The organism is Rhizobium sp. Root1204 (genome assembly GCF_001424965.1).
In the GTDB taxonomy this organism is placed as follows: domain Bacteria; phylum Pseudomonadota; class Alphaproteobacteria; order Rhizobiales; family Rhizobiaceae; genus Pararhizobium.
The window spans coordinates 1-21,603 of record NZ_LMCZ01000010.1; the positions used below are offsets into that span (position 1 = coordinate 1).

Sequence of the window (21,603 nt, forward strand, 5' to 3'; positions counted from 1 at the left end):
CGCGCAACCAGCTCTGGAAGCACAACGCTCGTTATGCAAGCACAACGCTCGTTATGCAGCGTCAGCCATAACAGCGCCAAAACGGCATCGTCGATCTTGTCCTCATCGATCTCCATCAACCGACGTTACCACGCGCGGCGCCCAAAATCCTGCGGCCCTGCTCGGATGGATACGTCCAGCAAACCTCCAGTATCGTAGCAACGTGAGCCGCCGCAGCGGGAGGGCGGCGCGAATGTTTAGTTCCGTTCGCCACCTCTTTTGTCCATTGAAAGGAACCGCAGGAAACTTGATAAGGCGGGGCGTGATCTTTGCTCAACATCCTACCGTTATGATATCTTCTCCTCTATCTCCATTGCAGCGACTGTGCTGGGGCAGCGCCGCGGTCGCCCACACTTCCCAGGACTGTGGACAAATCTCGCCCACACTTCTCAGGACTGTGGACAAATCAATGTTCATTTCCTTCAGGGTCGCGACAGTAAGTAGTGTTAAAATCCTCCCCGCACTGGGCCGTCAGACCGGGTGCCCTATCATCAAGTGCGCCCTGCCGGGTCGCTGTTGCCCAAGTAAGATCGACGAACTCTCCCGATGGTGCTGGAAATTTGCACGCCGTTGTCATATCTGGCTGAGAAAATCCTCCGTTGAGGCGATTTCCAATTGCGCCGAGAACCGATCTCCCAAAAGCTCGAGTGAAGCGTCATGGGTTTCGTCGGCACCACTACAGACGGCGTCCTTGAGTAGGAAAACTCTATAGCCAAGGTCGATTGCTCCGAGAGCTGCAGCCAAGACACACACGTCGGTCTCCCCGCCGGAGATCGCCAGTATTTCAACACCCTCCCCCGCCAGGACGCGGTGAAGCTCGCCTGTGATCCACGGCGAGTACGTCATCTTGTCGAAGATCCGGGCGGGCGGAACCAAGGCCTTCAATGACGGGACGAGATCGACCTTGTCCGGTCCCAGTCGATCCAGGGTCATGTTGTCCCATTTCTGGTAGTAGCTGCGCCACATGCCTGGCATATCATCTGCTCGCTTGGGCGGCACGAAACGCGTGAACACCGTGCGCTGCGGATAACGCTGCGCGACTTCCTGTACCTGAGGCGAGACGTCCCTCATCCATGGGACATGCCAGGGCGTCTCCTCTGCAAACATTCGCTGCATGTCAATGCACAAGTGAATCCAGTGACTGTCTTTCATCATCTCCTCCGTCCGACGAGAACCATCATCACAGACGGGTGGTTCCCCATGACGGGCAAAGCTTCACTCCGCCGGTTCGCCGATCGGCGCCATGGGCAGGGCGCGTTTGTGCCCGCTCGCCCGATACGCCCCGAGAATACGCTGCCGTGCGGGTTCAGTGACCGCCTTCCCTTCCAGGAAATCATCGATCTCGTCGTAGGTGACGCCGTAGACCTCTTCATCGGGACGAAGCGGCGCGTCAGACTCGAGATCAGCAGTCGGCACCTTGAATATCAGTTCCCGAGGAGCACCCATGTGGTCAGCTAAGGCTCTCACCCGTCGTTTGGTAAGGCCGGCAAGTGGCAAAACGTCAGCGGCCCCATCGCCGAACTTTGTGAAGAACCCCATGAGAGCTTCGGCCGCCTGATCAGTCCCGATCACCAATCCTCTGGTTGACCCAGCCAGCGCGTACTGCGCGATCATTCGCTGGCGTGCTTTGATGTTGCCCAGATGAAAGTGTTTGCGATCCGGCTCAACCAGATCCTCTCCCTCAGCAACCACCGCGTCCAGCATGGCGTCCGCTGCTGGCTTGATATCAATTGTGACGATACGGTCCGGGCCGATGACTCCGAGAGATTTCTGCGCGTCTGTCTCGTCGGCCTGAACACCATACGGCAGTCGAACTGCAATGAACCCGGCATCGTAACCATCGGCTCGAAGTTCCGAAACCGCGGTTTGCGCCAGGAGGCCGGCAGCAAGAGAGTCGACGCCGCCACTTATCCCGAGAACGAAGCTTCGGCATGACGCCTGCCGCAAATAGCGGCTTAGGAAATCGATGCGACGCCGAACCTCAAGCGCCGCATCGAAATCGGCAGTGACCCCAAGGGTTCGTGATATTGAGTGTTGCTCGTTGTCCATTTCCGATCCGTAGGCAGTTCGTTTATCGTTGTCTGCACGAGGGGATTACGACATTAAAGGCTGCTGTTTTTTCCAGTCGCGGTAGGGCGTCAACATCTGCCCGGGGAAGCGCCGTTCAATTTCTTCTTCCACGAGCGTAATTCGTGAAAAGGTATCGTCCCGATCACTGGCGTCGTCTTCGCTATGGCCTTCCAGCGCGCTCATCGCGGCAAAGACCTCATCACTCGTCATCGCCTCAAGCCGGGTCGCGAAATCCGAAACATCTTCATTCAAAATGTCATTGGCTACCATCACACCTCTCCTGCACGCCCTGAAAACCATAGGAACTTGAAATTGTTCCACCTGTCGGAACGCGATGGCATTGCGTTGGTTTAGGGGCGATCAACAACAGGAGTATCCGATCTGGCAACGGTCGGATCCGCAGCCTTGGCTCAGTCCACCACCGAAATGACCGGCGTCAACTCTGTCATGAGCGTCGCGCGGAAGACCGAGGACTTCGTGCTGGAAGCTGCCAGCAGCGACATGTTCGAGATTGAATCCAGCAAGCTCGCCCTGGAACGGTCGGGGTAGAAGACGAAGGCATTTGCACAACGGATGCTGGCCGACCGCAAAAGACATCTGACGAGTTGAAGGCCATGGCGAGGGCAAGGCCAAGGCCACCATCCCGACCGCCATGTCATCCGCCCACCGCGGCATGTTGGACGATCTAAAGAAGCTTGAGACCGGCTCATACGAACGGGCGAGCTACGCGATCCAGGATACACCGGATGTGGTGCAGCAGCACTACGGCCGATTCCTGCCACAGGACAAGGCGGCCTTGGCTGCCAAGATATTGAACCAGGTCTGGGAAGCGGCGTAGCGATCAGAATAACTTGGAATGGAGCGGTCCGCCGCTCCATTCCTTTGGCCTTCTCCACCTCCGTCGAGGCTTGTGCCTGCCACGATCCATGCTACATGTAGGTACATACCTACATCGGAGTGTTTCGACATGTCCATCCTTACAAGCCGTGAACTCAATCATGATGTCAGCAGCGCCAAGAAAGCGGCGCAAAATGGACCTGTGATCATCACCGACCGGGGCAAGCCGTCGCACGTGCTGATGACGTATGACGACTTCAATCGTCTGTCCGGCAAGCGCCGAAGCCTGGTTGAGGCGCTGTATATGCCTGGGCTTTCCGAGATCGATTTCTCGCCCGAGCGCGTTGAGATCGTTTCGCGCCCGGTGGATCTGTCTTGACCTATCTGCTTGATACCAATGTTGTCTCGGAACTTCGAAAAATCGGTGACGGCAAGGCCGACGCCAATGTCGTCGCCTGGGTCGGTCGGGAAGATGCGGCCTCCTTCTTCCTATCGGCAATCACCATCCTGGAGCTTGAGCGCGGTATTCTTGGCGTACAGCGTCGCGACGCGCGGCAAGGCGCCCGGTTACGCACCTGGCTCGACAACCATTTACGGCCTGAATTTGCCGGCCGGATCATTGCCATCGACGATGCCGTCGCGACACGTTGCGCCCATCTGCACATTCCCGATCAGCGCAATGAAGTTGATACTTTGATTGCGGCGACGGCCCTTGTCCATGGGCTCACATTGTCACCCGCAATGTCAAGGATTTCGCGGGAACCAGCGTGATCATCGTCGATCCGTGGCTGGGCTAATTTTTGCATGGTGCGGTTTAAACCGCCCGTGCTCACCAAATAATGTCAGATAATTTTGCATTATCAATTGGTTGAAAGCAGATGTTGGATGGCATCCGTTTCTAGCGTGCGTGCCGGGCAAGCGACCGTGCAATATCGACAATGTCGTTGCGTGACGTGGTCGAATCCTCAGATTTCCGCGCAATCCCGAGCCTAATTTGAAGTCAACGCCCCGCACTTTCCGCAACGCCCCATTACGGTTCGGGAGATCACCTGTCCATTTCGGGGCAAACCCGATGCCGAGGCCGGCGGAAACCAACGATACCAGCGAAAATGTGTCGTCGCAGGTATAAGCGATATTCCGGTTCTGATCCTGGTGACTGTTTTACCGCGACCGACCTGGTTATCTCCGTGCTTAGATCGATGTCGCTTGATATCCGCATACATCGCTCCCAAGCGTGGAGGCATGCTTCGAGTGTTAGCGTCATCAGGGATATCAATGGCTTATCGATTAATTGGTTCGTCGTCGCCAATTGGCGGGAATATGGGGCGGCTGCTCGGAATCACCAAACGATCCTGGGACGAAGAGACGGACGAGGACCTTCAACTCATCTTCGCCCCGGCTCTTCCCTCGGCGGCGCGCGGCCGAAAGCGTCGGTCATCGATCAACATGGACATCTCTCGATCGCCAAATTTCCTAAGGAGACCGACGAGTACAACATAGAGACCTGGGAAGAGATCGCGCTGCGGCTAGCCGAGAAGGCCGGCATCGGCCGTTTTCGGGATTGATTTTATCACTGCATTCGTGACGATGGGCGTTGATTTTTCCGCCAGTCCTTCGTCAGGAAACCCGAATGAAACTCCAGTTGATCCGCAATGCCACGTTAAAGCTCGACTATGCCGGACGCACCGTTCTGGTTGATCCCTACCTGGCGCCGAAACACAGTCTTCCATCGTTTACCGGCCGGTCGCCCAATCCGATGGTGGAGCTTCCGGCCGGGATCGAGGATATTCTGGATGGCGTCGAGCTGGTGATTGTATCGCATCTGCATGACGACCATTTCGATAGCGTTGCCATGCAGCGCGTGCCGAAACATTTGCCGCTTTTCTGTCAGCCAGGCGATGAGGCAACGATTCGCGAGGCCGGGTTTACCAACGTGACGCCCTTGACCGGCAGTGCAACGTGGGAGGGCCTGACGCTGACGCGCCGCGACGGCAGCCACGGCCTTGGGCCGGTGGTCGAACTGATGGGCTCGGTCATGGGGTTCAGCCTCGAGGCGGCGGGCGAGCCTTCGATCTACTGGGCTGGCGATACGGTGCTTTACCCGCCGGTGGCGGCTGTGATCGGCGACACCAAGCCCGATATCATCATTACCCACTCCTGCGGCGCGCGCTGGGATGGCGACCTCATTGTCATGGACGCCTTGGAGACGGTCGCGGTGTGCGAGGCAGCGCCGGACGCAATCGTCATCGCCACCCATATGGAAGCACTCGATCACGCCACGATCACCCGCCAGGATCTGCGCCACGCCGCAATGGATCAGGGTATCGCGCCCTCGCGGCTTGTGATCCCCGCGGATGGCGAGACGGTGATACTCGGCAGTCCTTGATCGGCCCGCCTCTCTATCCTTGCGGCGCATAGTGTAGCCGCCATCGCAATAGCGGCTACACTGCTAATTGCACCTTACAGCGGCGTAACGTCGAACCCGAACCATTTTTCCGACAGCGTCTTGATCGTGCCGTCGGCCTTGGCGGCTTCGATCGCGGCATTGAACATCGCCTTCAGTTCCGGGTCGGTCTTTCGCAGGCCGACCGAGCTGCCACGTCCGAGGAACCCGCCCTGGAAGCGCGGGCCGGCCGTCGTCATGTCTTCGTTGCCGGGCTTTTCCGATGCCGTCGTCAGGTACGCCATCGACGCCATGACAAGATCGACGCGGCCGGCGGCCAGATCGAGATCGTGCTCCTCGGTCGTCTTGTATTCGCGAACCTCAACCACGCCCTTCAGATATTTGTCGACGAAAGAGGCGCCGGTCGACGCAATCTGCACGCCGATGATCTTGCCCTGAAGCTCAGGCTTGATCGTCTCAAGGATTTTCAGGGCGCCAGCTTCGTTGGAGGCCAGCGAGAAAACCTCTCCCTTCGATGGCATGGTGGCCAGCGGGCTTAATTTCAGCGTTGCAAATGCTTGGCCGGTTGAGCCGTAGGAATTGCTGAAGTCGATGACTTTCTCGCGCTTTTCGGTCGCCGACATGCCGGAAATGATCGCATCGAATTTTCCTGCATTCAGCGCCGGGATCATGCCGTCGAAATTCTGGACGACAACTTCACACTCCACCTTCATATGGGCGCAGAGATATTTCGTCAGCTCGATCTCATAACCGTCGAGCGTGCCGTCTGGCTTGGTGAAGTTGTAGGGTTTGAAGGCGCCTTCGGTCGCAATCGTCACATGCGTCCATTTCTTTTCTTCCGCATGCGCACTGGTCGATGCCAGCATCAGCGCCGAAAAGCAGGCCGCCTTGAAGATTGATCTGATGGTTCTCATTGTTGCATTCCCCTTTTTTGATCGGATGTTGGAAGTGTCGCAGCATTCATCCCTTGATGAATCGCCGGAAACGGTCGGATCTGGAGTTTTCGAAGACGTCCTTCGGGCTGCCGTCTTCCTCGACCAGCCCCTTGTGCAGGAAGATCACCCGGCTGGAGACGTCGCGGGCGAAACCCATCTCGTGGGTGACGATCAGCATGGTGCGCCCCTCTTCGGCGAGTGACCGCATGACCCGCAGCACCTCGCCGACAAGTTCGGGATCGAGCGCCGATGTCGGCTCGTCGAAAAGCATGACGTCCGGCCGCATGGCCAGCGCACGGGCAATCGCCGCCCGCTGCTGCTGGCCGCCGGAGAGATGAGACGGATACTGATTGCGCTTGTCGGCAATGCCAACCTTGGCAAGCAGCGCTTCGGCTTCCTCGATGCACTCCTTGCGCGGCCTTTTCTGCACGTGCACCGGCGCCTCGATGACGTTTTCGAGAATGGTCTTGTGGGTCCACAGATTGAAGCTCTGGAACACCATGCCGAGCCTCGAGCGGACACGGTCCACCTGGGCGATATCGGCCGGTTTGCTCTTACCATGGCGGGCGGGCACCATTTTGATGGTTTCGCCGCCCACCGTCACGGTGCCGGAATCCGGTGTTTCCAGCATGTTGATGCAGCGCAGGAAGGTCGATTTTCCAGAGCCGGACGAACCGAGGATCGACACGACCTCGCCTTCCCTCGCGTCGAGCGAAATCCCCTTGAGGACCTCGATCGGCCCAAAACTCTTGTGCAGATCCTTGACGCTCAGCGCCGGTGCTTCCACCGCAGACAAGGGAAGGTTCATCGCGCATCTCCTGCAATAGCCATTTGGGCGGCGTTTTCCGGTTGCCGCAAATGCGGGCTGAGCTTGAATTCGACCAACTGGACCAGGCGCGTCAGAAGGAAATTGATCGCCAGGTAGATGAAGCCCGCCACGACGAACACTTCGATGGCGCGGTAGGTCTCGGAGATGATCCGGGCAGCAACCCCGGTGACTTCCATGATGGTGATGATGGAAGCGAGCGACGTCGCCTTGATCATCGAGATCATCTCGTTGCCGTAACCCGGCAACGCCTGGCGGATCGCCAGAGGCAGGACGATACGGCGGAAGACCATCAATCGCGGCATGCCGCAGGCACGCGCCGCCTCGACCTGTCCATGCGGAACCGACAGCAGCCCACCGCGGATGATTTCGCTGGCATAGGCGGCGGTGTTGAGGCTGAGCGCCATCACCGCGCACCAGTAGGCGTCGCGCAGGACCGGCCAGAAGATGCTGTGGCGAACGGCGGGAAACTGGCTGAGGCCATAATAGATCAGGAAGATCTGGACGAGCAGCGGTGTACCGCGAAAGACGAAGACATAGGCGCGCGCAAACCAGTCGAGAACCAGAATGCCCGAGGTGCGCGCAAGCGCCAGAGCCAGCGCCAATATGGCGCCAAGGGCGATTGCGGTGGCAGCAAGCGACAGGGTCAGCGGCAGGGCCGAAACGAGGCTGACAAACGTTTCCTGTGTAAATTCCCAATCCATCAGCCTCTCCTCACACCGCGGCTGAAATGACGCTCTGCCTGCCGCATGGCGATGCTGGAGACGGTCGAGATGGCGAGATAGATCAGGCCGGCGATCAGGTAGAAATCGAAGGGTAGACCGGTTGAGCCGGCACCGATCTGCGACTGGCGCAGAAGTTCGACCACGCCGGTGATGGAGACCAGAGCCGATTCCTTCAACACGACCTGCCAGACATTGCCGAGACCCGGCAGCGCATGGCGCAAGGTGAGCGGTGCAATGATGCGCTGGAAGCGCAGCGAACGCGACATGCCGCAGGCAATTGCCGCCTCGATCTCGCCGCGATGAACCGCCTTGAAGGCACCACGAAACACTTCCGTGTGCTGCGCGCCGGACGTGATGCCAACCGCAAGCGCGCCTGCGAGAAAACCGGGGAAGCTGATGAACCCGTCAGCGCCAAAGAGCCTGCCGATTGAGGTGATCGCGGCGCTTCCGCCGAAATAGAGCAGATAGATGACGAGAAGGTCCGGTATGCCGCGCAAGACGGTCGTATAGGCATCGGCGGCAACACGCAGTGTCTTGCCGCCGGAAATCTTCGCCCAGGCGCCGAATGTGCCGATGATGGCACCGATCGTATAGCCGGACAGCGCGATCAGGATCGTCATCCAGGCGCCAGCCATCAGCGCCTTTGCCCAGCCATCCGGGCCAAAACTCAGCAGATCAAAAAATCCCGGCTGGGTCATGGCGCCCCCCTTGCGGAAAACTGGCAGACGGCGCTGCCTTTAAGGGACGGCTTAGCGGCCATTGGGGCTCTCCGGCAGTGGCGGTGAAACGCCGTCGGGAATAGGATTGACGAACGGATTGCCGTCGAGGCGCTCCCGATGATCCGCCTTGGCAGCCTCGATCAGCGCCGGATTGGCGATCAGGTCAAGTGCTGTGCTCGCCATCACCTTGGCCGCGTATTCCATGCCCTTGTGTGCGGCCGGCAGCTTGCCTTGCGCCACCAGTTGCCAGGAATGGCCGGGTGTGCCGATGGCATAGGTTGCGCCGCGCATCTGCACCGTCGGCACGACCCAGCTGACGGTACCGACATCGGTCGAGCCGACGATCGAGCCGTCGCCGCTGCCGAGCGGATAGACCAGATCGCAAAGCGCCTGCCCCTTCTTCGGCTTGATGCCGAAGCGAGCATAGGATGCCGCAATGTCTTCCGGCGAGAATGTCCGCTGGAATTTCAATGCAGTATCGTTGTCTGTTGCATCAAAATCAGGTGGGCCGAGACGCTGGAGATTGGCATACATGCATTCCTCCAGCGGCGTATTGCCAACGAGATTGGCGTCGCCGCTGACGACTTCGCTGCGTACCGTCGTTTCGGTCATCAAGGCGGCGCCATCGGCGATTTTCTTGACGCGCTCGACAAGGCCAAGCAACTCGCCCAGCGTCCGAGCCCGGATCAGGTAGCGTACCGTCGCGCGGGCCTGGACCACATTCGGCGCGGCTCCGCCCGCATCGGTGACGGCGTAATGAACCCGCGCCGACGAGGGCATATGCTCGCGCATGTAGTTGACGCCGACATTCATGAGTTCGACCGCGTCAAGGGCGCTGCGGCCAAGATGCGGCGTCGCAGAGGCATGCGATGCGCGGCCGCTGAAATGGAAATTCAGCTCGTTGCAGGCGAGCGATATCGGGTTGTTGACACCGGAAAATGCCGCCGGATGCCAGGAGATGGCAATATCGACGTCATCGAAAACCCCGGCCCGGACCATGAAACCCTTGGACGAGCCGCCCTCTTCGGCGGGGCAGCCATAATAGCGCACCCGGCCCTTCAGGCCGTTGGCTGCCAGAAAATCCTTGACCGCGGCGGCCGCCATCATCGAACCGGAACCCAGAAGGTTGTGACCGCAGCCATGGCCGTTGCCGCCGGAGATGAGCGGCCGCTCCTCCGCGATCCCGGCTTCCTGGCTCAGGCCCGGCAAGGCATCGAACTCGCCAAGAATGGCAATCACCGGGCCGCCTTCGCCGGCTTCGCCCATGACGGCCGTGGGGAGACCCGCCACATTGCGTTCGACGCGGAAACCCTCCTGCGTCAGCAATCGCGCATGCTCCTCGCAGGCGGAAAATTCCTCGTAGTTCGTTTCCGGCACATCCCAGACACGGTCGCTGAGCGTGAAGAAAGCCTCACGTTTCGCTTCTACGAAGCCCCAGACGGAATCGGAGTTTTTCATGGCGTTGGGGACTCGCTTGTCTTATAGTTACCAATATTGGCGCCAATTTATGATACAAAAATAAATTGCGCAACTGCCGCCAATGAATAATTTTAATCCGAGCCATCTGCGTGGCATTTGCCGAGACTCGGTTACAAAGAAAACCACGGATCGGGCATACGGCGCCGATCCAGGACAACAGGAAGAATTCATGAGCGAAGTTCAAAGTGAAACGGCTGTCGGCCCCGAAGAGCGGGACGTGACCGAACTTGTGCTTCAAGACATCCTGACGGGCATGCTGCCTGCCGGCACCTGGCTGAAGCAGATCGACCTGGAGCGGCGATATGACTGCACAAGGCCGGAAGTCCGCCGCGCGCTCGATCGCCTGTCGCAGAAGCGGCTGGTCGCGCACGTGCCCAATCGCGGCTACCACGTCTATCAACCGGACGACCGCAATGCGAGGGAAGTCGGTGATATCCGCGTCATACTCGAGACGGCCGTTGCTGACATGATGGTCGCCAACGCAACCTCCGACAGCATCGCCACTTTGCGCGGGCTTGCGAGATACTTTGACGAAATGACGCTGACGGGAACAATTCTGGAGCATTACGAGGCCAACCTGGCCTTTCATCGCGAATTGCTGCTGCTGGGCGGCAATCAGGCCCTGGTCGACTTGGTCTCGGAAATTCGCCAGCGCACGTCGTCAGCTCCCGTTTCGCAATGGCGGACGCGTGCACGGATCGAGAAATCCGGCCGCGAGCATCACATGATGATCGATGCACTGGAAGCACGGAATGCGGAAGAGCTGAAACGGCTTATCGCCCTGCATATCCGCCAACCGGCCGACACACCGAAATAAGCGGTTGTGAGCGCACGCCTGAGGCGGTTGGGTTGATCAGCGCTGGTTCGTTGTAGATAATCGGCACGAATTTCGGGAAATATAACGGGGGCGCATTTTGGAAACGGGTCATGACACGAGCCAACTCGAGATGGTCGTCCTGATGACGCCCGACATGGCCAATTTCAGCGGCAAGGTTCATGGTGGTGCGCTGCTCAACCTTCTCGACCGTGTCGCCTTTTCCTGCGCATCCCGTTTCTCGCAGGAATATGCCGTGACGCTGTCGGTCGATCAGGTTGTCTTCCGTCAGCCGATCCATGTCGGCGAACTGGTGACGTTTCGCGCTTCGATCAACTATGCCGGCCGCACATCGATGGAGGTCGGCATCCGGGTCGAGGCGGAAACCATCCGCACCGGTGAGCGACGGCATACCAACTCCTGCTATTTCACGATGGTTGCCGTCGATGCCGAGGGGCGCCCGACCAATGTGCCCGCCTATAGCCCAAAAACCGGCGTCGCCAAACGCCGTGAACGTGCTGCACAAGTAAGGCGCAGCCTCCGGCGCGAGTTCGAGGAGCGTTTCAAGGCAGCTGGCACCGAGTCAGAAGAATGATGCCAACTGCGTCGAAACGTCATCAGGGCTGAGGTCAGGCCAGATCGTCCAGCGTATAGGCACGGATATAGTCGATCTTCATCTCCGAACCGTCGGGCAATCCGTTCGCAGGCGCGCCAGCCATGCCGCCGACCGCAAGATTGACCAGCATATACATCGGCTTGTGCATATCGGATGGCGTATCGGCGCGTGCAACGGCAACATCATCGATGTACCAGACAATTTCCTCCTTCTGCCACAGGACGCCATAGGTGTGAAACCCTTGCGTATCGGAGACGCTGACGGCGGTGGCAACAGACGTTTTCTTCCCGGTTTCGTTCGAATGAACCGTCACATGCACGGTATTGGGATCCTGGCCACGCATTTCGACGACATCCAGTTCCGGCGGCCAGGAGCCGTCTTCCGGAAGCAGCCAGAAAGCCGGCCATACGCCTTTATCCTCCGGCATGTCGGCGCGGATTTCGAAATAACCATAGGTCTGCGAGAAGGAGGCGTGCGTCGTCAGCATGCCGGATGTGTAGTCGTACCCGCTGACCTCGGCGCTGATCGCGTCAGGCGTTTTCTCCGCCGTGATCGTCAGCACGCCGTCGCTGACGGAAAACGGATTGCTGTCGGATGTCGGCGCATAACGGGGATTGACGTACCATTGAAGTTCGCCATTGCCCGTTAATGTGGCGCCCTTCTCCGGCGCCCACCAGTATTTTGCCTCCCAGACACCCTGCGTCCCATTCATCAGCCGGAGCGTATCGAAATTGTCGCCGAATGTCTGCGTCAGGGCGGAACGGTCAAGGCTCAGTTCGAACCGGTTCGCACTCAGATCGGCCTTGGCCGTATCGGCAAACACCAGGTTCTCACCATCGCCGAGATCAAGCCTGAGATGCGCGCCGTCCTGCGTTGCATGCGCGAGAACCTGATCAAAGGATGTCAGCGAATAGTCATTCAGCCGAACAATATCAGCGGCTTCGAAGTCCGTGATCAGGTCGCTGCCATTCCCCTTGGTGAAAATGAAGGTATCCGCGCCTGAACCGCCGGTAAGCACATCATTGCCGCCTCGGCCGTCCAGGGTCTGACGGCCGGACGCACCCTTGATGATGTTGTCGCCGGCGTTTCCGAAGGCATAGCGTAGATCGCCGGTGACGATCAGGTTCTCGAAATTCTCCGGCAGGGTGAAGCTCATCCAGGTGCTGATCGTGTCGATCCCCTCACCTGCCGCCTCATGGGCGCGGTTGATCGCCGAATAGAGATAATAGATGTCGTCGCCCGTGCCGCCCGCCATCGTGACGTTGACGGCGCTGTCACCCCACATGGAATCATTGCCCGCCGTTCCCTTCAGCACCGGGCCAGCGCCGGTTGCGGAGAAAAATCCGGTCGAACTGTCACTGTAGAACAGAGTTTGCCCAACGGCATTCAAAACGGTTTTTCGCATGATCATCTCCTGTCTGGCATGCTGGCAATTGCCTGCGGCAACAGAAAAAGAAAGCGATGCCGCAGTGCACCCAAGCTACAGCAGGCCGCTGGATCCCCCCATCCTCGATTGGGCAGAAGCGCACGAAACCATCAAGCGACGTTGATAGACAGGCAAACAATCCCGATCTGGATCAAGTGTGGTCGATTTCGGAACAGCTGCGCGGTTCAGGCTTTTCCCTTGTCTGGAATGCGCGAGAAGGCAGCAAGGACGGTGCGTTCCGATTGCAAAAGATAGGCCTCCAGCGCCGCGGCGGCTTCCTGCATCTCGCCGGCATCGAGCTTTTCGACGATGGCGGCGTTCAGCTCGATATAAGGTGCATGCAGAAGTTCTGGACTATCAAGAAGCCCGAAACTCAGGCGCAGCTCCGCAGCGATCTGGAGATAGAACACGTTGAGGCGCTCGCTGTCGGCGAGATCGACGATCGCCGCATGGAAGACCATGTTGGCGCTGCCGACCGTGCCCCAATCGCTCTTGATGCTGGCTGCACGCGCCTCTTCGACTGCAGCGCGCATGCGGCCGACTGCGGGATGCTTTGGGTAGGCCTGGGCCACCGCACGGCACTCGATAACGCGGCGCACCCGGTAGATATCGATGATCGAGGCCATGCTGGGAATGGCAACGAAGACGCCACGGTTCGGCTCATGCCGCAAAAGACCTTCCTTGGTCAAAAGCCGGAATGCCTCGCGTAGCGAATTGCGGGAAACCTGCAGATCTGCGCTCAACTTCACTTCCGACAGGCGATGGCCGGGCTTGAGTTCGCCAGCGATCAACTTGTTACGGATCGCTTCCGCCAGGCGGGGCGCGAGTGCGGATGTCATGTCCTGGTCAGTCATACATGTCTTTCATTCGAAGCAGTGAGCATCTCATGGTTGACCGATATCGTGGTTTTCTTCCCTTGGAAATGGGGTCTGGGGCGAACACATGGATAGGAGTATGCTTTGCGGCTCTCACGGTGCGTTTCCGTCATCCGGCTCTGTCCTCATCAACACCAAAACGGCGCCGCCCCACGTCGAAAACGAACCCAAACAGCACGTCAGAGAAGCATATTTGCTCCCCCTTCAAATATGAAAGGCTCAACATTTCAACAATATGATAGAACGATGAAATAATAGTCGTTGAACAATATTGACAGAATTGTGAAATGCGGCAAGGTTGCGACTGTCAATAAAATTGATATGGGCCAACCCCGGTGAGTTTGCGGGCGCCTTAAATAACAGAGAGGGTTCATGGAACAGTCAGCTATCTCACCCAACAAAGCGGCAACGCCCGGCATGTCGGCCAAGTCGCGCCGCGCCGCACTCGTCGCAGCAATCTTTCTGATGGCGACATCCGCCATCGGCCCGGGTTTCATCACCCAGACAGCCACGTTCACAAGCAAGCTTGGCGCCGCTTTCGCTTTCGCGATCCTCGCGTCAATTCTCATCGATTTCATTGTGCAGCTGAATATCTGGCGGATCGTGACGCTCACCAAGATGCGCGCATCCGACATTGCCAATGCTGCCATCCCCGGCACCGGTTACCTGCTGGCCGTTCTCGTCATCGTCGGCGGCCTGTTCTTCAACATCGGCAATATCGGTGGCTCGGGCCTCGGCCTCAACGCCATGATCGGCCTTGATCCAAAATGGGGCGGCGCCATCAGCGCACTGATCGCCATCGGCATCTTCAGCTCGAAGCGCGCAGGCGTTGCCATCGACCGGCTGATCGTTGTTGCCGGCGTCCTGATGATCCTGCTGACGCTCTATGTCGCGATCGTCTCGGCCCCACCGGTCGGCGATGCGCTGTTCCAGACGTTCCTGCCCTCCACCATCGATTTCGCCACGATCACCACCATCGTCGGCGGCACGGTCGGCGGCTACATCACCTATTCCGGCGCTCATCGCCTGCTCGATAAGGGCACGGTCGGCATCGAGAACCTCGGCGCCGTCAATCAGGCAGCCTTGACCGGCATCGCCGTCACCGGCCTGATGCGCTACGTGCTGTTCCTCGCCATTCTCGGCGTGGTCGCCAGCGGTGTCGTCATCGACGTATCCGGCAAGGGCGCCAACCCGGCCGCGCAGGCCTTCCAGGCGGCCGCAGGCGAAACCGGATACCGCATCTTCGGTGCCGTTCTGTGGTTTGCCGCCATCACCTCGGTGATCGGCGCAGCCTATACCTCGGTATCGTTCATCACCGTCTTCAAGAAGGACATCAGCGAACGCGCCCGCAACATCGCGACCGTGATCTTCATCGCCGTCTCGCTGTTCTTCTACGTGATCATCACCACGCCTCCGGCGCAGATGCTGGTCTTCGTTGGCGGCCTCAACGGCCTGATCCTGCCCATCGGCCTGTCGATCTTCATCTACGCCGCCTGGGCACGGTCGGACCTCATGGCCGGCTACCGTTATCCGCGCTGGCTGCTGGTGCTCGGTGTCCTGGCTTGCGCGCTCACCTGGTACATGGGCTACAAGTCGATCGGCCCGATCTTCGCCCTGTTGTCGCCAGCCGTCTGAGGAGGATAAACATGACTGCCATCGACCTGAACAGCGATCTCGGTGAAAGCTATGGCGCATGGCGCATGGGCGACGACGAAACGATGCTCGCCATCGTTTCCAGCGCCAATGTCGCCTGCGGCTTCCATGCCGGCGACCCCGCCGGTATCTGGAAGACCGTCAAGGCCGCAGCTGAAAAGGGTGTTTCGATCGGTGCGCATGTCTCCTATCCCGATCGCGTCGGCTTCGGCCGGCGCGACATGGATGTGACCAGCGGCGAACTGATCGCCGACGTCATCTACCAGATCGGCGCCCTGAAGGGCATGGCCGCAGCCGCCGGCGTGACCGTCGGCTATGTCAAGCCGCATGGCGCCCTCTACAACCGTATCGCCCATGACCCGAAGCAGGGGCAGGCCGTGATCGATGCCATCAAGGCCATCGATCCCACACTCGTCTTGATGGGCCTCGCCAATGCCCCGATCCTAGCGCTGGCTCAAGAATCCGGCCTGAAGACCGTCGCCGAAGCCTTTGCCGATCGCGCCTATACGCCGGACGGACAGCTCGTTTCGCGTCGTGAACAAGGTTCCGTGCTGCACGATACGCAACTGATCGCCCGCCGCATGCTGCAGCTTGCCCATGAGGGCACGCTGGAAGCAATCGACGGTTCGACCATCAAGATCGACGCGCAGTCGATCTGCGTCCATGGCGACAGCCCAGGCGCCGTTGCCATTGCGCAGGAAATCCGCCGTGCCTTCGAGGCAGGCGGCATCACCGTCCAGTCATTTCTGCCGGCCTGATCGACATTTTGGGAGGAACACAATGATCGCGATAGACCATCTTCGCCACGTGAATGCCGAACAGGCGCGCATCGCCCGCGAGCGTTATCGCGCAGGCGCAGTCGAACCGACATCCGGCATCGCGCCCGGTTTCACTCAAGCCAACATGATCGTCCTGCCACGGGACTGGGCCTTCGATTTCCTACTGTATGCGCAGCGCAATCCGAAGGCGTGCCCGGTTCTCGATGTCTCCGATCCCGGCTCGCATGCCACCCTGCTGGCCCCCGGCGCCGACCTGCGCACCGACATTCCGCTCTACCGCATTTGGCGCAATGGCAAGCTGGCCGAAGAAACCCCCGATGCGCGCGCAGCCTGGGCCGAATATCCCGATCTCGTCAGCTTTCTGATCGGCTGCAGCTTCACTTTCGAGACACCAATGGCGGAAGCCGGTATCGAGATCCGCCACATCACCGACAAGTCCAATGTGCCGATGTATCTGACCAATACGCCTTGCCGTCCGGCCGGACGCCTACATGGCAACATGGTCGTGTCGATGCGACCGATCCCCGCTTCGCGCGTTGCCGATGCGGCGACGATTTCCGGCCGCTTCCCCTCGGTGCATGGCGCGCCCGTGCATATAGGCGCCCCGGAAGAGATCGGCATCCGGGATCTCGCTCAGCCAGAATTCGGTGATCCGGTGCGTATCGAGCCCGGTGAAATCCCCGTCTTCTGGGCTTGCGGCGTCACCCCGCAGGCAGCCGTCATGGCGTCCGGTGTCCCGTTTGCCATCACCCATGCACCGGGTCATATGTTCATCACCGATATTCCTGATTCCGCTTATCACGCCTGAGGTTCCGATGCGTTTTCTGCCCGTCAGCCTGACAGTCCTGCTTGTCGAACTCGCCGATCTCGACGAGACGCTGGCGCTATTTGCCTCGCTTGAAGCCGATCCGGTTGACGGCATCGAAGACATGGTGCCAGCTGCCCGCACCCTGATGATCCGTTTCCGTCCGGAACGGCAGACGGCTGAAAGTCTTGCCGGCGCAATCGCCACCCGCGACCTCTCCGCCCGCATTGCGCCATCCGACAAATGCGTCGAAATCCCCGTCAACTATAATGGCGAAGATCTGGCGGATGTGGCTGGGCTGACCGGCCTCTCGGTAGAGGAGGTCATTCGCCGCCACACCGAAAGCGAATTCACTGTCGCTTTCTGCGGTTTTGCGCCTGGCTTTGGCTATCTCGTCGGCGGCGATCCAGCCCTGCAGGTGCCGCGCCGCCAGAGCCCGCGTACGAAAATACCGGCAGGCTCCGTTGCTCTGGCTGGCGCCTTCTCCGGCGTCTACCCGCAGGCGAGCCCCGGCGGCTGGCAGATCATCGGCACGACGCCGGAAAAGATGTGGGACTTGTCGCGTGATCCGCCGGCGCTGTTTCAGCCGGGTTACCGGGTGCGTTTCACCGATCTCTCGAAGGCCAAGGCGACGACCTCCACAACGGCCGCCAAACCGTCTGCAGAGCCAGTGGCGCCCCAGGCAGCCGACGCGTTGACGCTGAAGGTGCTGGCTGCACCCATGCCGGCGCTGTTTCAGGATCTCGGCCGGTTCGGCCAGACCGGCCAGGGCGTCTCGGCCTCCGGCGCGCTCGACCTTGGCGCTCTCAAGGCCGCCAATCGCGTCGTCGGAAACCCAACAGATTTCGCCTGTCTCGAGATCACGCTCGGCGGTTTCTCGTTCGAGGTCACCGGCCGCGCGGTGCTGGGTCTCACCGGCGCCCCCTGCCCTATCCGCATTCGCGACGTTTCCGGCCGCGTGCAGGAGGCTGAGACCTATCAGCCGATCCCACTGGAGTCCGGCGACGTCGTGACGCTCGGCCAGGCACCGAAGGGCATGCGCAGCTATCTCGCAATCCGTGGCGGCTTTGCCGTCCAGCCGGTGCTTGGCAGTGCGTCGACCGATACGCTCGCCATCGTCGGGCCGGACCAAGTGACCTCGGGCGCCGTGCTGGCTATCGAGACCGGAACGAAGGGCTTGGCGCCTGTCTCGCTCACCGAAGCGCCGGCCTTCGAGCATCCGGCCTCGGGTGAGACCGTGACGCTCGACGTGGTGATGGGGCCGCGCAGCGACTGGTTCACCGAAGCCGGGATCGCCACACTTTGCGGACAGCTCTGGACGATGACGCCACAGTCCAACCGCGTCGGTATCCGCCTGTCTGGCGACATGCCGCTCGAGCGCAAGGACAAGGACGAGCTGCCGAGCGAAGGCACGGCCACCGGCGCCATCCAGGTGCCGCATAGTGGCCAGCCGGTGCTGTTCCTCGCCGACCATCCGCTGACGGGTGGCTATCCGGTCATCGGTACCGTCGCCGAATACCATCTCGATCTCGCCGGACAGATTCCGGTCAATGCAAAGATTCGTTTCCGGCCCGTGACGGCCTTCGCCGATATCAAACCTGCCAAAGCCTGATATCGCCACGCCCGGCCGGACAAAGACAATGAGGATAGAACCCATGAAAAAAGTGCTGATTGCCAACCGTGGCGAAATCGCCGTCCGCATCATCCGCGCCTGCCGCGATCATGGCATTGGCTCGGTTGCTGTGTATGCCGATCCGGACATGGACGCGCTGTTCGTGCAACTGGCCGACGAAGCCTATGGGCTTTCCGGCAGCCGGCCGGCGGAAACCTATCTCGATATCGAAAAACTGATCGGCATTGCCAAGCGCTCCGGAGCCGACGCCGTTCATCCCGGTTATGGCTTTCTCTCCGAACGCGCCGAATTTGCCCGCGCCGTGATCGATGCCGGCCTGATCTGGATCGGCCCCGATCCGCATGTCATCGAAGCGCTCGGCGACAAGGTGGAAGCACGGCGGATCGCCAAGAGCGTCGGTGCGCCCTTGGTGGCCGGCAGCGACGGCCCTGTCGAAACGGCAGCGGAGGTCATTGCCTTTGCCGAAAAATTCGGCCTTCCGGTCGCGATCAAGGCCGCCCACGGCGGTGGTGGGCGAGGGATCAAGGTCGCCTGGAAAATGGAAGACATTGCCGAATTCTACGAGTCGGCCGTGCGTGAAGCCAAGGCCGCCTTTGGCCGCGGCGAATGTTTCCTCGAACGTTTCCTCGACCGTCCGCGCCATATCGAGGCACAGGTGATCGCCGACAAACACGGTAACGTCCTGGTGCTTGGCACCCGCGATTGTTCGCTGCAACGGCGCAACCAGAAGCTCATCGAAGAGGCCCCTGCCCCCTTCCTCAGCGACGCACAGCGCCAGTCGATCCACGATGCCGCAAAAAAGATTTGCGCCGCCGCCGGCTATTCCGGCGCCGGTACGGTCGAATTTCTGCTCGGCGTCGATGGCACGATCTCCTTCCTCGAGGTCAATACCCGCCTGCAGGTCGAACATCCCGTCACCGAAGAAACCACCGGCATCGATCTGGTCATCGAACAGTTCCGCATCGCCGACGGCCTGCCGCTGCTGGTCACCGAGACGCCTGCCCCGCGCGGCCATTCGATCGAGTTCCGCATCAATGCCGAAGATCCCGGCCGCGGCTTCCTGCCGACGCCCGGCACCATTACGACATTCGACGCTCCATCCGGCCCCGGCGTGCGGCTCGACAGTGGCGTCGTTTCCGGCTCGACCATTCCCGGCACATTCGATTCGCTGATGGCCAAGCTGATCGTCACCGGCGCCACCCGCGAGCAGGCGATGACGCGCGCCCGCCGCGCGCTCAAGGAGTTCAAGATCGAAGGCATCGCGACGGTCCTGCCGTTCCACCGCGCCGCGATGGAGGCCCCTGACTTCATCGGCGAAGATGGTTTCAAGGTTCATACGCGCTGGATCGAGACCGATTTCGCAGACACCCTGGCAGCCGAAACCCGGCCCGCTCCGGGTGCCGACACATCGCTGATCCGCACTCATGTCGAGATCGACGGCAAACGCCATGCGCTCGGCATTCCCGCCGCGCTGCTCGCCGGTCTCGGCGGCTTGAAAGGACAGGAGTCCGGTCCGGCAGCAACGACGAATGTCGAGGACGCCTGCACTGTCGCAGCTCCCATTTCGGGCACGTTGCAGGCCTGGAAATGTAACGACGGCGACACTGTGAAAGAGGGCGACCTGGTTGCCGTGATGGAAGCGATGAAGATGGAAACGCAGATCCTCTCGGCGCGCTCCGGCGTGCTGCGCATCAAGGCTGCAGAAGGCGCCTACGTGAATGCCGGATCGGCACTCGCCCGGGTCGAGTAAGGTTTTTCCAGTCAGGTCCTTTCGTCGCGTCTGACATGTGACAAAACCGGTCCATCACCACGTTGCCCTTACAAGGGCGGCGTGGTTCTCTGCCTGCATTGTCGGCTTCGGCGATATGCCCTTATCCAAAAACGGCACGGAGGGCAGGTGGATGCAGGGTTCGCTGTGGAAGCCGAAGCCCAACCTGCATAGGCGCCGCCATCTAGCGCCAAGATCGCGTCTACCCTGGCGAGGTAGACCGCCGCCTCACCCAGACGCCGTTGCCCCTCCTGCTCTCTCCTTTACCGCAATCCTGACTGCTTTTTTATGCCAAATGGCTCTGTTTTAACTCGCCATTTACCATGATGAGTGTCACTGGTGGAACAGCAGTTTCCGTGCCGCACAATAGCCTGATCCCGGCTTTCAAAGCGTTGCAGTTGCTCGCGAAGGGATCAGGATATGAACACGGACAAAGGAATTACGCTCGCTGTCATCGCATTTACGGTCGTTGCGATGTTCACGCTGAATTTCGCGATGGCCCATTATGGCACGCCAGCCGCACATGACGGCGTGTCGGGCGAAATCACCTCTTCGATACCAAAATAATTCACTGGGTAATGTCCCCGACTGTCATCGGCGTTCGCAACGTCGAACAGCAGGGAACTTTTAACGGTCCATCGTGTTCTCGCGATAGAGGAGATTTGCGATGGACGACAATCGTTTTGCGCTTGGCCTTACAAGCCTGAATCGCGGCACTTGGGCGCCGCTTATCTGCGATCAAGATAACTTGGGATGGGACGATCCTTTGGTCCTGGTACCGTTTGCCATCGGCAAAGAGGGTGAACGGCGATGACGGCCCGTGACGTCTTGCTCTTGATGGTCACCGCGTTCTTTTTGACGGCCCTCCTGCTTATACACAACGCGTTTTACCGCCCCGTTTCAACCAGTGCTGTCGAGCCGCCCACGAAGGTCCATAGCGAAATGCTGCCCTATGGTTGACTGGTATTCCGGTTTTTTGGAACTTTGAGCACACTTGCCGCGTTTTGCCATCCGGAGGAGACGGAAAATGGCAAGCGTAACGTGGATCATAGCACTGATGGCAGCGCTCGCAGTCTGTGGCATCGCCATCGCTTACGGTATTCTCAGCCAACGGCGGTTCAATGCGAAAATGAACCCCACGCGCCAGGACCGGATCGATGAAATGTCCTGGCGGGAAAACCTGCTCGACCAGTGAATTGC

At 59.8% G+C, this 21,603-nt stretch carries 24 protein-coding genes and 3 pseudogenes; 16 read left to right on the top strand and 11 right to left on the bottom strand.

Annotated elements, in window-relative coordinates; genetic code table 11:
* Positions 1 to 612: 612 nt before the first annotated feature.
* From ASC96_RS12365 to ASC96_RS12375, 3 genes are all read right to left on the bottom strand, one after another.
* A complete protein-coding gene (locus ASC96_RS12365) occupies positions 613 to 1,191 on the bottom strand; it encodes a cysteine hydrolase (RefSeq protein WP_082512049.1) in 579 nt (192 codons plus the stop codon).
* A 63-nt stretch (positions 1,192 to 1,254) separates the two neighbouring features.
* Positions 1,255 to 2,088: an ammonia-dependent NAD(+) synthetase gene (nadE, locus tag ASC96_RS12370; RefSeq protein WP_060503359.1), complete on the bottom strand. Its 834-nt coding sequence runs from the start codon at positions 2,086 to 2,088 to the stop codon at positions 1,255 to 1,257.
* A 45-nt stretch (positions 2,089 to 2,133) separates the two neighbouring features.
* Entirely contained in the window at positions 2,134 to 2,379 is a 246-nt protein-coding gene (locus ASC96_RS12375; protein ID WP_060503360.1) for a hypothetical protein, read from the bottom strand.
* A gap of 135 nt (positions 2,380 to 2,514) precedes the next feature.
* Here ASC96_RS12375 and ASC96_RS33775 point away from each other — a divergent pair, with 135 nt between their 5' ends.
* The 4 genes and pseudogenes from ASC96_RS33775 (at position 2,515) to ASC96_RS12390 (ending at position 3,743) form a co-directional block, all read left to right on the top strand.
* Positions 2,515 to 2,658, top strand: a complete 144-nt coding sequence (locus tag ASC96_RS33775; RefSeq protein WP_244482009.1) for a DUF4142 domain-containing protein — start codon at positions 2,515 to 2,517, stop codon at positions 2,656 to 2,658.
* Between the two features lie 124 nt (positions 2,659 to 2,782).
* On the top strand, positions 2,783 to 2,947 hold the full coding sequence (locus tag ASC96_RS33515; RefSeq protein WP_210171864.1) for a hypothetical protein: 165 nt from the start codon (positions 2,783 to 2,785) through the stop codon (positions 2,945 to 2,947).
* A 129-nt stretch (positions 2,948 to 3,076) separates the two neighbouring features.
* Complete coding sequence (locus ASC96_RS12385; protein ID WP_060503362.1) at positions 3,077 to 3,325, top strand: type II toxin-antitoxin system Phd/YefM family antitoxin; 249 nt, start codon at positions 3,077 to 3,079, stop codon at positions 3,323 to 3,325.
* Positions 3,322 to 3,743, top strand: a pseudogene (locus tag ASC96_RS12390) (type II toxin-antitoxin system VapC family toxin). Before ASC96_RS12385 ends, ASC96_RS12390 begins: the two are co-directional and overlap by 4 nt.
* 101 nt (positions 3,744 to 3,844) lie before the next feature.
* On the opposite strand, the pseudogene ASC96_RS33780 reads toward ASC96_RS12390, so the two are convergent.
* Positions 3,845 to 4,086 (bottom strand): annotated as a pseudogene (locus ASC96_RS33780) (LysR family transcriptional regulator); the annotation flags it as partial.
* Positions 4,087 to 4,266: 180 nt separating this feature from the next.
* Here ASC96_RS33780 and ASC96_RS33785 point away from each other — a divergent pair.
* Together ASC96_RS33785 and ASC96_RS12400 are read left to right on the top strand one after the other, a co-directional pair.
* Positions 4,267 to 4,487: pseudogene (locus ASC96_RS33785) on the top strand (type II toxin-antitoxin system HipA family toxin); the annotation flags it as partial.
* Between the two features lie 89 nt (positions 4,488 to 4,576).
* The gene (locus ASC96_RS12400) at positions 4,577 to 5,332 is read left to right on the top strand and encodes an MBL fold metallo-hydrolase (RefSeq protein ID WP_060503364.1); all 756 of its coding nucleotides are present in this window, start codon (positions 4,577 to 4,579) and stop codon (positions 5,330 to 5,332) included.
* Between the two features lie 74 nt (positions 5,333 to 5,406).
* On the opposite strand, the gene ASC96_RS12405 is transcribed toward ASC96_RS12400, so the two are convergent.
* From ASC96_RS12405 to ASC96_RS12425, 5 genes are read right to left on the bottom strand one after another with little or no spacing between them, the layout of a single operon-like run.
* Positions 5,407 to 6,264, bottom strand: coding sequence for a transporter substrate-binding domain-containing protein (locus ASC96_RS12405; RefSeq protein WP_060503365.1), 858 nt, complete (start codon positions 6,262 to 6,264; stop codon positions 5,407 to 5,409).
* Between the two features lie 46 nt (positions 6,265 to 6,310).
* Complete coding sequence (locus ASC96_RS12410; protein ID WP_060503366.1) at positions 6,311 to 7,093, bottom strand: ATP-binding cassette domain-containing protein; 783 nt, start codon at positions 7,091 to 7,093, stop codon at positions 6,311 to 6,313.
* Positions 7,090 to 7,815, bottom strand: a complete 726-nt coding sequence (locus tag ASC96_RS12415; protein ID WP_060503367.1) for an ABC transporter permease — start codon at positions 7,813 to 7,815, stop codon at positions 7,090 to 7,092. The genes ASC96_RS12410 and ASC96_RS12415 overlap by 4 nt, the downstream gene beginning before the upstream one ends.
* Positions 7,815 to 8,534, bottom strand: a complete 720-nt coding sequence (locus ASC96_RS12420; protein WP_060503368.1) for an ABC transporter permease — start codon at positions 8,532 to 8,534, stop codon at positions 7,815 to 7,817. Before ASC96_RS12420 ends, ASC96_RS12415 begins: the two co-directional genes overlap by 1 nt.
* 51 nt (positions 8,535 to 8,585) lie before the next feature.
* The gene (locus ASC96_RS12425; RefSeq protein WP_060503369.1) at positions 8,586 to 10,013 is read right to left on the bottom strand and encodes a M20 family metallopeptidase; all 1,428 of its coding nucleotides are present in this window, start codon (positions 10,011 to 10,013) and stop codon (positions 8,586 to 8,588) included.
* A gap of 190 nt (positions 10,014 to 10,203) precedes the next feature.
* On the opposite strand from ASC96_RS12425, the gene ASC96_RS12430 reads away from it, so the two are divergent.
* The gene (locus tag ASC96_RS12430; protein WP_060503370.1) at positions 10,204 to 10,851 is read left to right on the top strand and encodes a GntR family transcriptional regulator; all 648 of its coding nucleotides are present in this window, start codon (positions 10,204 to 10,206) and stop codon (positions 10,849 to 10,851) included.
* Between the two features lie 130 nt (positions 10,852 to 10,981).
* Positions 10,982 to 11,443, top strand: a complete 462-nt coding sequence (locus ASC96_RS12435) for an acyl-CoA thioesterase (protein ID WP_060503371.1) — start codon at positions 10,982 to 10,984, stop codon at positions 11,441 to 11,443.
* A 34-nt stretch (positions 11,444 to 11,477) separates the two neighbouring features.
* On the opposite strand, the gene ASC96_RS12440 is transcribed toward ASC96_RS12435, so the two are convergent.
* Complete coding sequence (locus ASC96_RS12440; protein ID WP_060503372.1) at positions 11,478 to 12,869, bottom strand: family 16 glycosylhydrolase; 1,392 nt, start codon at positions 12,867 to 12,869, stop codon at positions 11,478 to 11,480.
* Positions 12,870 to 13,075: 206 nt separating this feature from the next.
* Entirely contained in the window at positions 13,076 to 13,744 is a 669-nt protein-coding gene (locus tag ASC96_RS12445; RefSeq protein ID WP_060503373.1) for a GntR family transcriptional regulator, read from the bottom strand.
* 393 nt (positions 13,745 to 14,137) lie between these two features.
* On the opposite strand from ASC96_RS12445, the gene ASC96_RS12450 reads away from it, so the two are divergent.
* The 8 genes from ASC96_RS12450 to ASC96_RS32605 all read left to right on the top strand — a co-directional run bounded on the left by ASC96_RS12450 (position 14,138) and on the right by ASC96_RS32605 (position 21,598).
* The gene (locus ASC96_RS12450; RefSeq protein WP_060503374.1) at positions 14,138 to 15,400 is read left to right on the top strand and encodes an NRAMP family divalent metal transporter; all 1,263 of its coding nucleotides are present in this window, start codon (positions 14,138 to 14,140) and stop codon (positions 15,398 to 15,400) included.
* A gap of 11 nt (positions 15,401 to 15,411) precedes the next feature.
* Positions 15,412 to 16,176 (top strand): 5-oxoprolinase subunit PxpA, encoded by a 765-nt coding sequence (locus ASC96_RS12455; RefSeq protein ID WP_060503375.1) that lies wholly within the window; start codon positions 15,412 to 15,414, stop codon positions 16,174 to 16,176.
* Positions 16,177 to 16,198: 22 nt separating this feature from the next.
* Positions 16,199 to 17,005, top strand: a complete 807-nt coding sequence (locus ASC96_RS12460; protein ID WP_060503376.1) for a putative hydro-lyase — start codon at positions 16,199 to 16,201, stop codon at positions 17,003 to 17,005.
* Positions 17,006 to 17,012: 7 nt separating this feature from the next.
* Complete coding sequence (locus ASC96_RS12465; RefSeq protein WP_060503377.1) at positions 17,013 to 18,614, top strand: 5-oxoprolinase/urea amidolyase family protein; 1,602 nt, start codon at positions 17,013 to 17,015, stop codon at positions 18,612 to 18,614.
* Positions 18,615 to 18,657: 43 nt separating this feature from the next.
* Positions 18,658 to 20,385: a biotin carboxylase N-terminal domain-containing protein gene (locus ASC96_RS12470; RefSeq protein WP_060503378.1), complete on the top strand. Its 1,728-nt coding sequence runs from the start codon at positions 18,658 to 18,660 to the stop codon at positions 20,383 to 20,385.
* Between the two features lie 438 nt (positions 20,386 to 20,823).
* Complete coding sequence (locus ASC96_RS33325; protein WP_164491968.1) at positions 20,824 to 20,970, top strand: hypothetical protein; 147 nt, start codon at positions 20,824 to 20,826, stop codon at positions 20,968 to 20,970.
* A gap of 100 nt (positions 20,971 to 21,070) precedes the next feature.
* Positions 21,071 to 21,217: a hypothetical protein gene (locus ASC96_RS32600; RefSeq protein WP_156397468.1), complete on the top strand. Its 147-nt coding sequence runs from the start codon at positions 21,071 to 21,073 to the stop codon at positions 21,215 to 21,217.
* A 213-nt stretch (positions 21,218 to 21,430) separates the two neighbouring features.
* Positions 21,431 to 21,598, top strand: a complete 168-nt coding sequence (locus tag ASC96_RS32605; RefSeq protein ID WP_156393880.1) for a hypothetical protein — start codon at positions 21,431 to 21,433, stop codon at positions 21,596 to 21,598.
* The last annotated feature ends 5 nt before the right edge of the window (positions 21,599 to 21,603 follow it).

Excerpts from the sequence above, each read along its gene's own strand:
- ASC96_RS12375 (WP_060503360.1), bottom strand. The coding sequence starts at position 2,379 with ATGGTAGCCAATGACATTTTGAATGAAGATGTTTCGGATTTCGCGACC.
- ASC96_RS12435 (WP_060503371.1), top strand. The coding sequence starts at position 10,982 with ATGGTCGTCCTGATGACGCCCGACATGGCCAATTTCAGCGGCAAGGTT.
- ASC96_RS12450 (WP_060503374.1), top strand. The coding sequence starts at position 14,138 with ATGGAACAGTCAGCTATCTCACCCAACAAAGCGGCAACGCCCGGCATG.
- ASC96_RS33515 (WP_210171864.1), top strand. The coding sequence starts at position 2,783 with ATGTTGGACGATCTAAAGAAGCTTGAGACCGGCTCATACGAACGGGCG.
- ASC96_RS12465 (WP_060503377.1), top strand. The coding sequence starts at position 17,013 with ATGCGTTTTCTGCCCGTCAGCCTGACAGTCCTGCTTGTCGAACTCGCC.
- ASC96_RS12365 (WP_082512049.1), bottom strand. The coding sequence starts at position 1,191 with ATGAAAGACAGTCACTGGATTCACTTGTGCATTGACATGCAGCGAATG.
- ASC96_RS12415 (WP_060503367.1), bottom strand. The coding sequence starts at position 7,815 with ATGGATTGGGAATTTACACAGGAAACGTTTGTCAGCCTCGTTTCGGCC.
- ASC96_RS12385 (WP_060503362.1), top strand. The coding sequence starts at position 3,077 with ATGTCCATCCTTACAAGCCGTGAACTCAATCATGATGTCAGCAGCGCC.
- ASC96_RS12400 (WP_060503364.1), top strand. The coding sequence starts at position 4,577 with ATGAAACTCCAGTTGATCCGCAATGCCACGTTAAAGCTCGACTATGCC.
- ASC96_RS33325 (WP_164491968.1), top strand. The coding sequence starts at position 20,824 with ATGAACACGGACAAAGGAATTACGCTCGCTGTCATCGCATTTACGGTC.
- ASC96_RS32600 (WP_156397468.1), top strand. The coding sequence starts at position 21,071 with ATGGACGACAATCGTTTTGCGCTTGGCCTTACAAGCCTGAATCGCGGC.
- nadE (WP_060503359.1), bottom strand. The coding sequence starts at position 2,088 with ATGGACAACGAGCAACACTCAATATCACGAACCCTTGGGGTCACTGCC.
- ASC96_RS12440 (WP_060503372.1), bottom strand. The coding sequence starts at position 12,869 with ATGCGAAAAACCGTTTTGAATGCCGTTGGGCAAACTCTGTTCTACAGT.
- ASC96_RS32605 (WP_156393880.1), top strand. The coding sequence starts at position 21,431 with ATGGCAAGCGTAACGTGGATCATAGCACTGATGGCAGCGCTCGCAGTC.
- ASC96_RS12405 (WP_060503365.1), bottom strand. The coding sequence starts at position 6,264 with ATGAGAACCATCAGATCAATCTTCAAGGCGGCCTGCTTTTCGGCGCTG.
- ASC96_RS12420 (WP_060503368.1), bottom strand. The coding sequence starts at position 8,534 with ATGACCCAGCCGGGATTTTTTGATCTGCTGAGTTTTGGCCCGGATGGC.
- ASC96_RS12445 (WP_060503373.1), bottom strand. The coding sequence starts at position 13,744 with ATGACTGACCAGGACATGACATCCGCACTCGCGCCCCGCCTGGCGGAA.
- ASC96_RS12455 (WP_060503375.1), top strand. The coding sequence starts at position 15,412 with ATGACTGCCATCGACCTGAACAGCGATCTCGGTGAAAGCTATGGCGCA.
- ASC96_RS12410 (WP_060503366.1), bottom strand. The coding sequence starts at position 7,093 with ATGAACCTTCCCTTGTCTGCGGTGGAAGCACCGGCGCTGAGCGTCAAG.
- ASC96_RS12425 (WP_060503369.1), bottom strand. The coding sequence starts at position 10,013 with ATGAAAAACTCCGATTCCGTCTGGGGCTTCGTAGAAGCGAAACGTGAG.
- ASC96_RS12430 (WP_060503370.1), top strand. The coding sequence starts at position 10,204 with ATGAGCGAAGTTCAAAGTGAAACGGCTGTCGGCCCCGAAGAGCGGGAC.
- ASC96_RS12460 (WP_060503376.1), top strand. The coding sequence starts at position 16,199 with ATGATCGCGATAGACCATCTTCGCCACGTGAATGCCGAACAGGCGCGC.
- ASC96_RS12470 (WP_060503378.1), top strand. The coding sequence starts at position 18,658 with ATGAAAAAAGTGCTGATTGCCAACCGTGGCGAAATCGCCGTCCGCATC.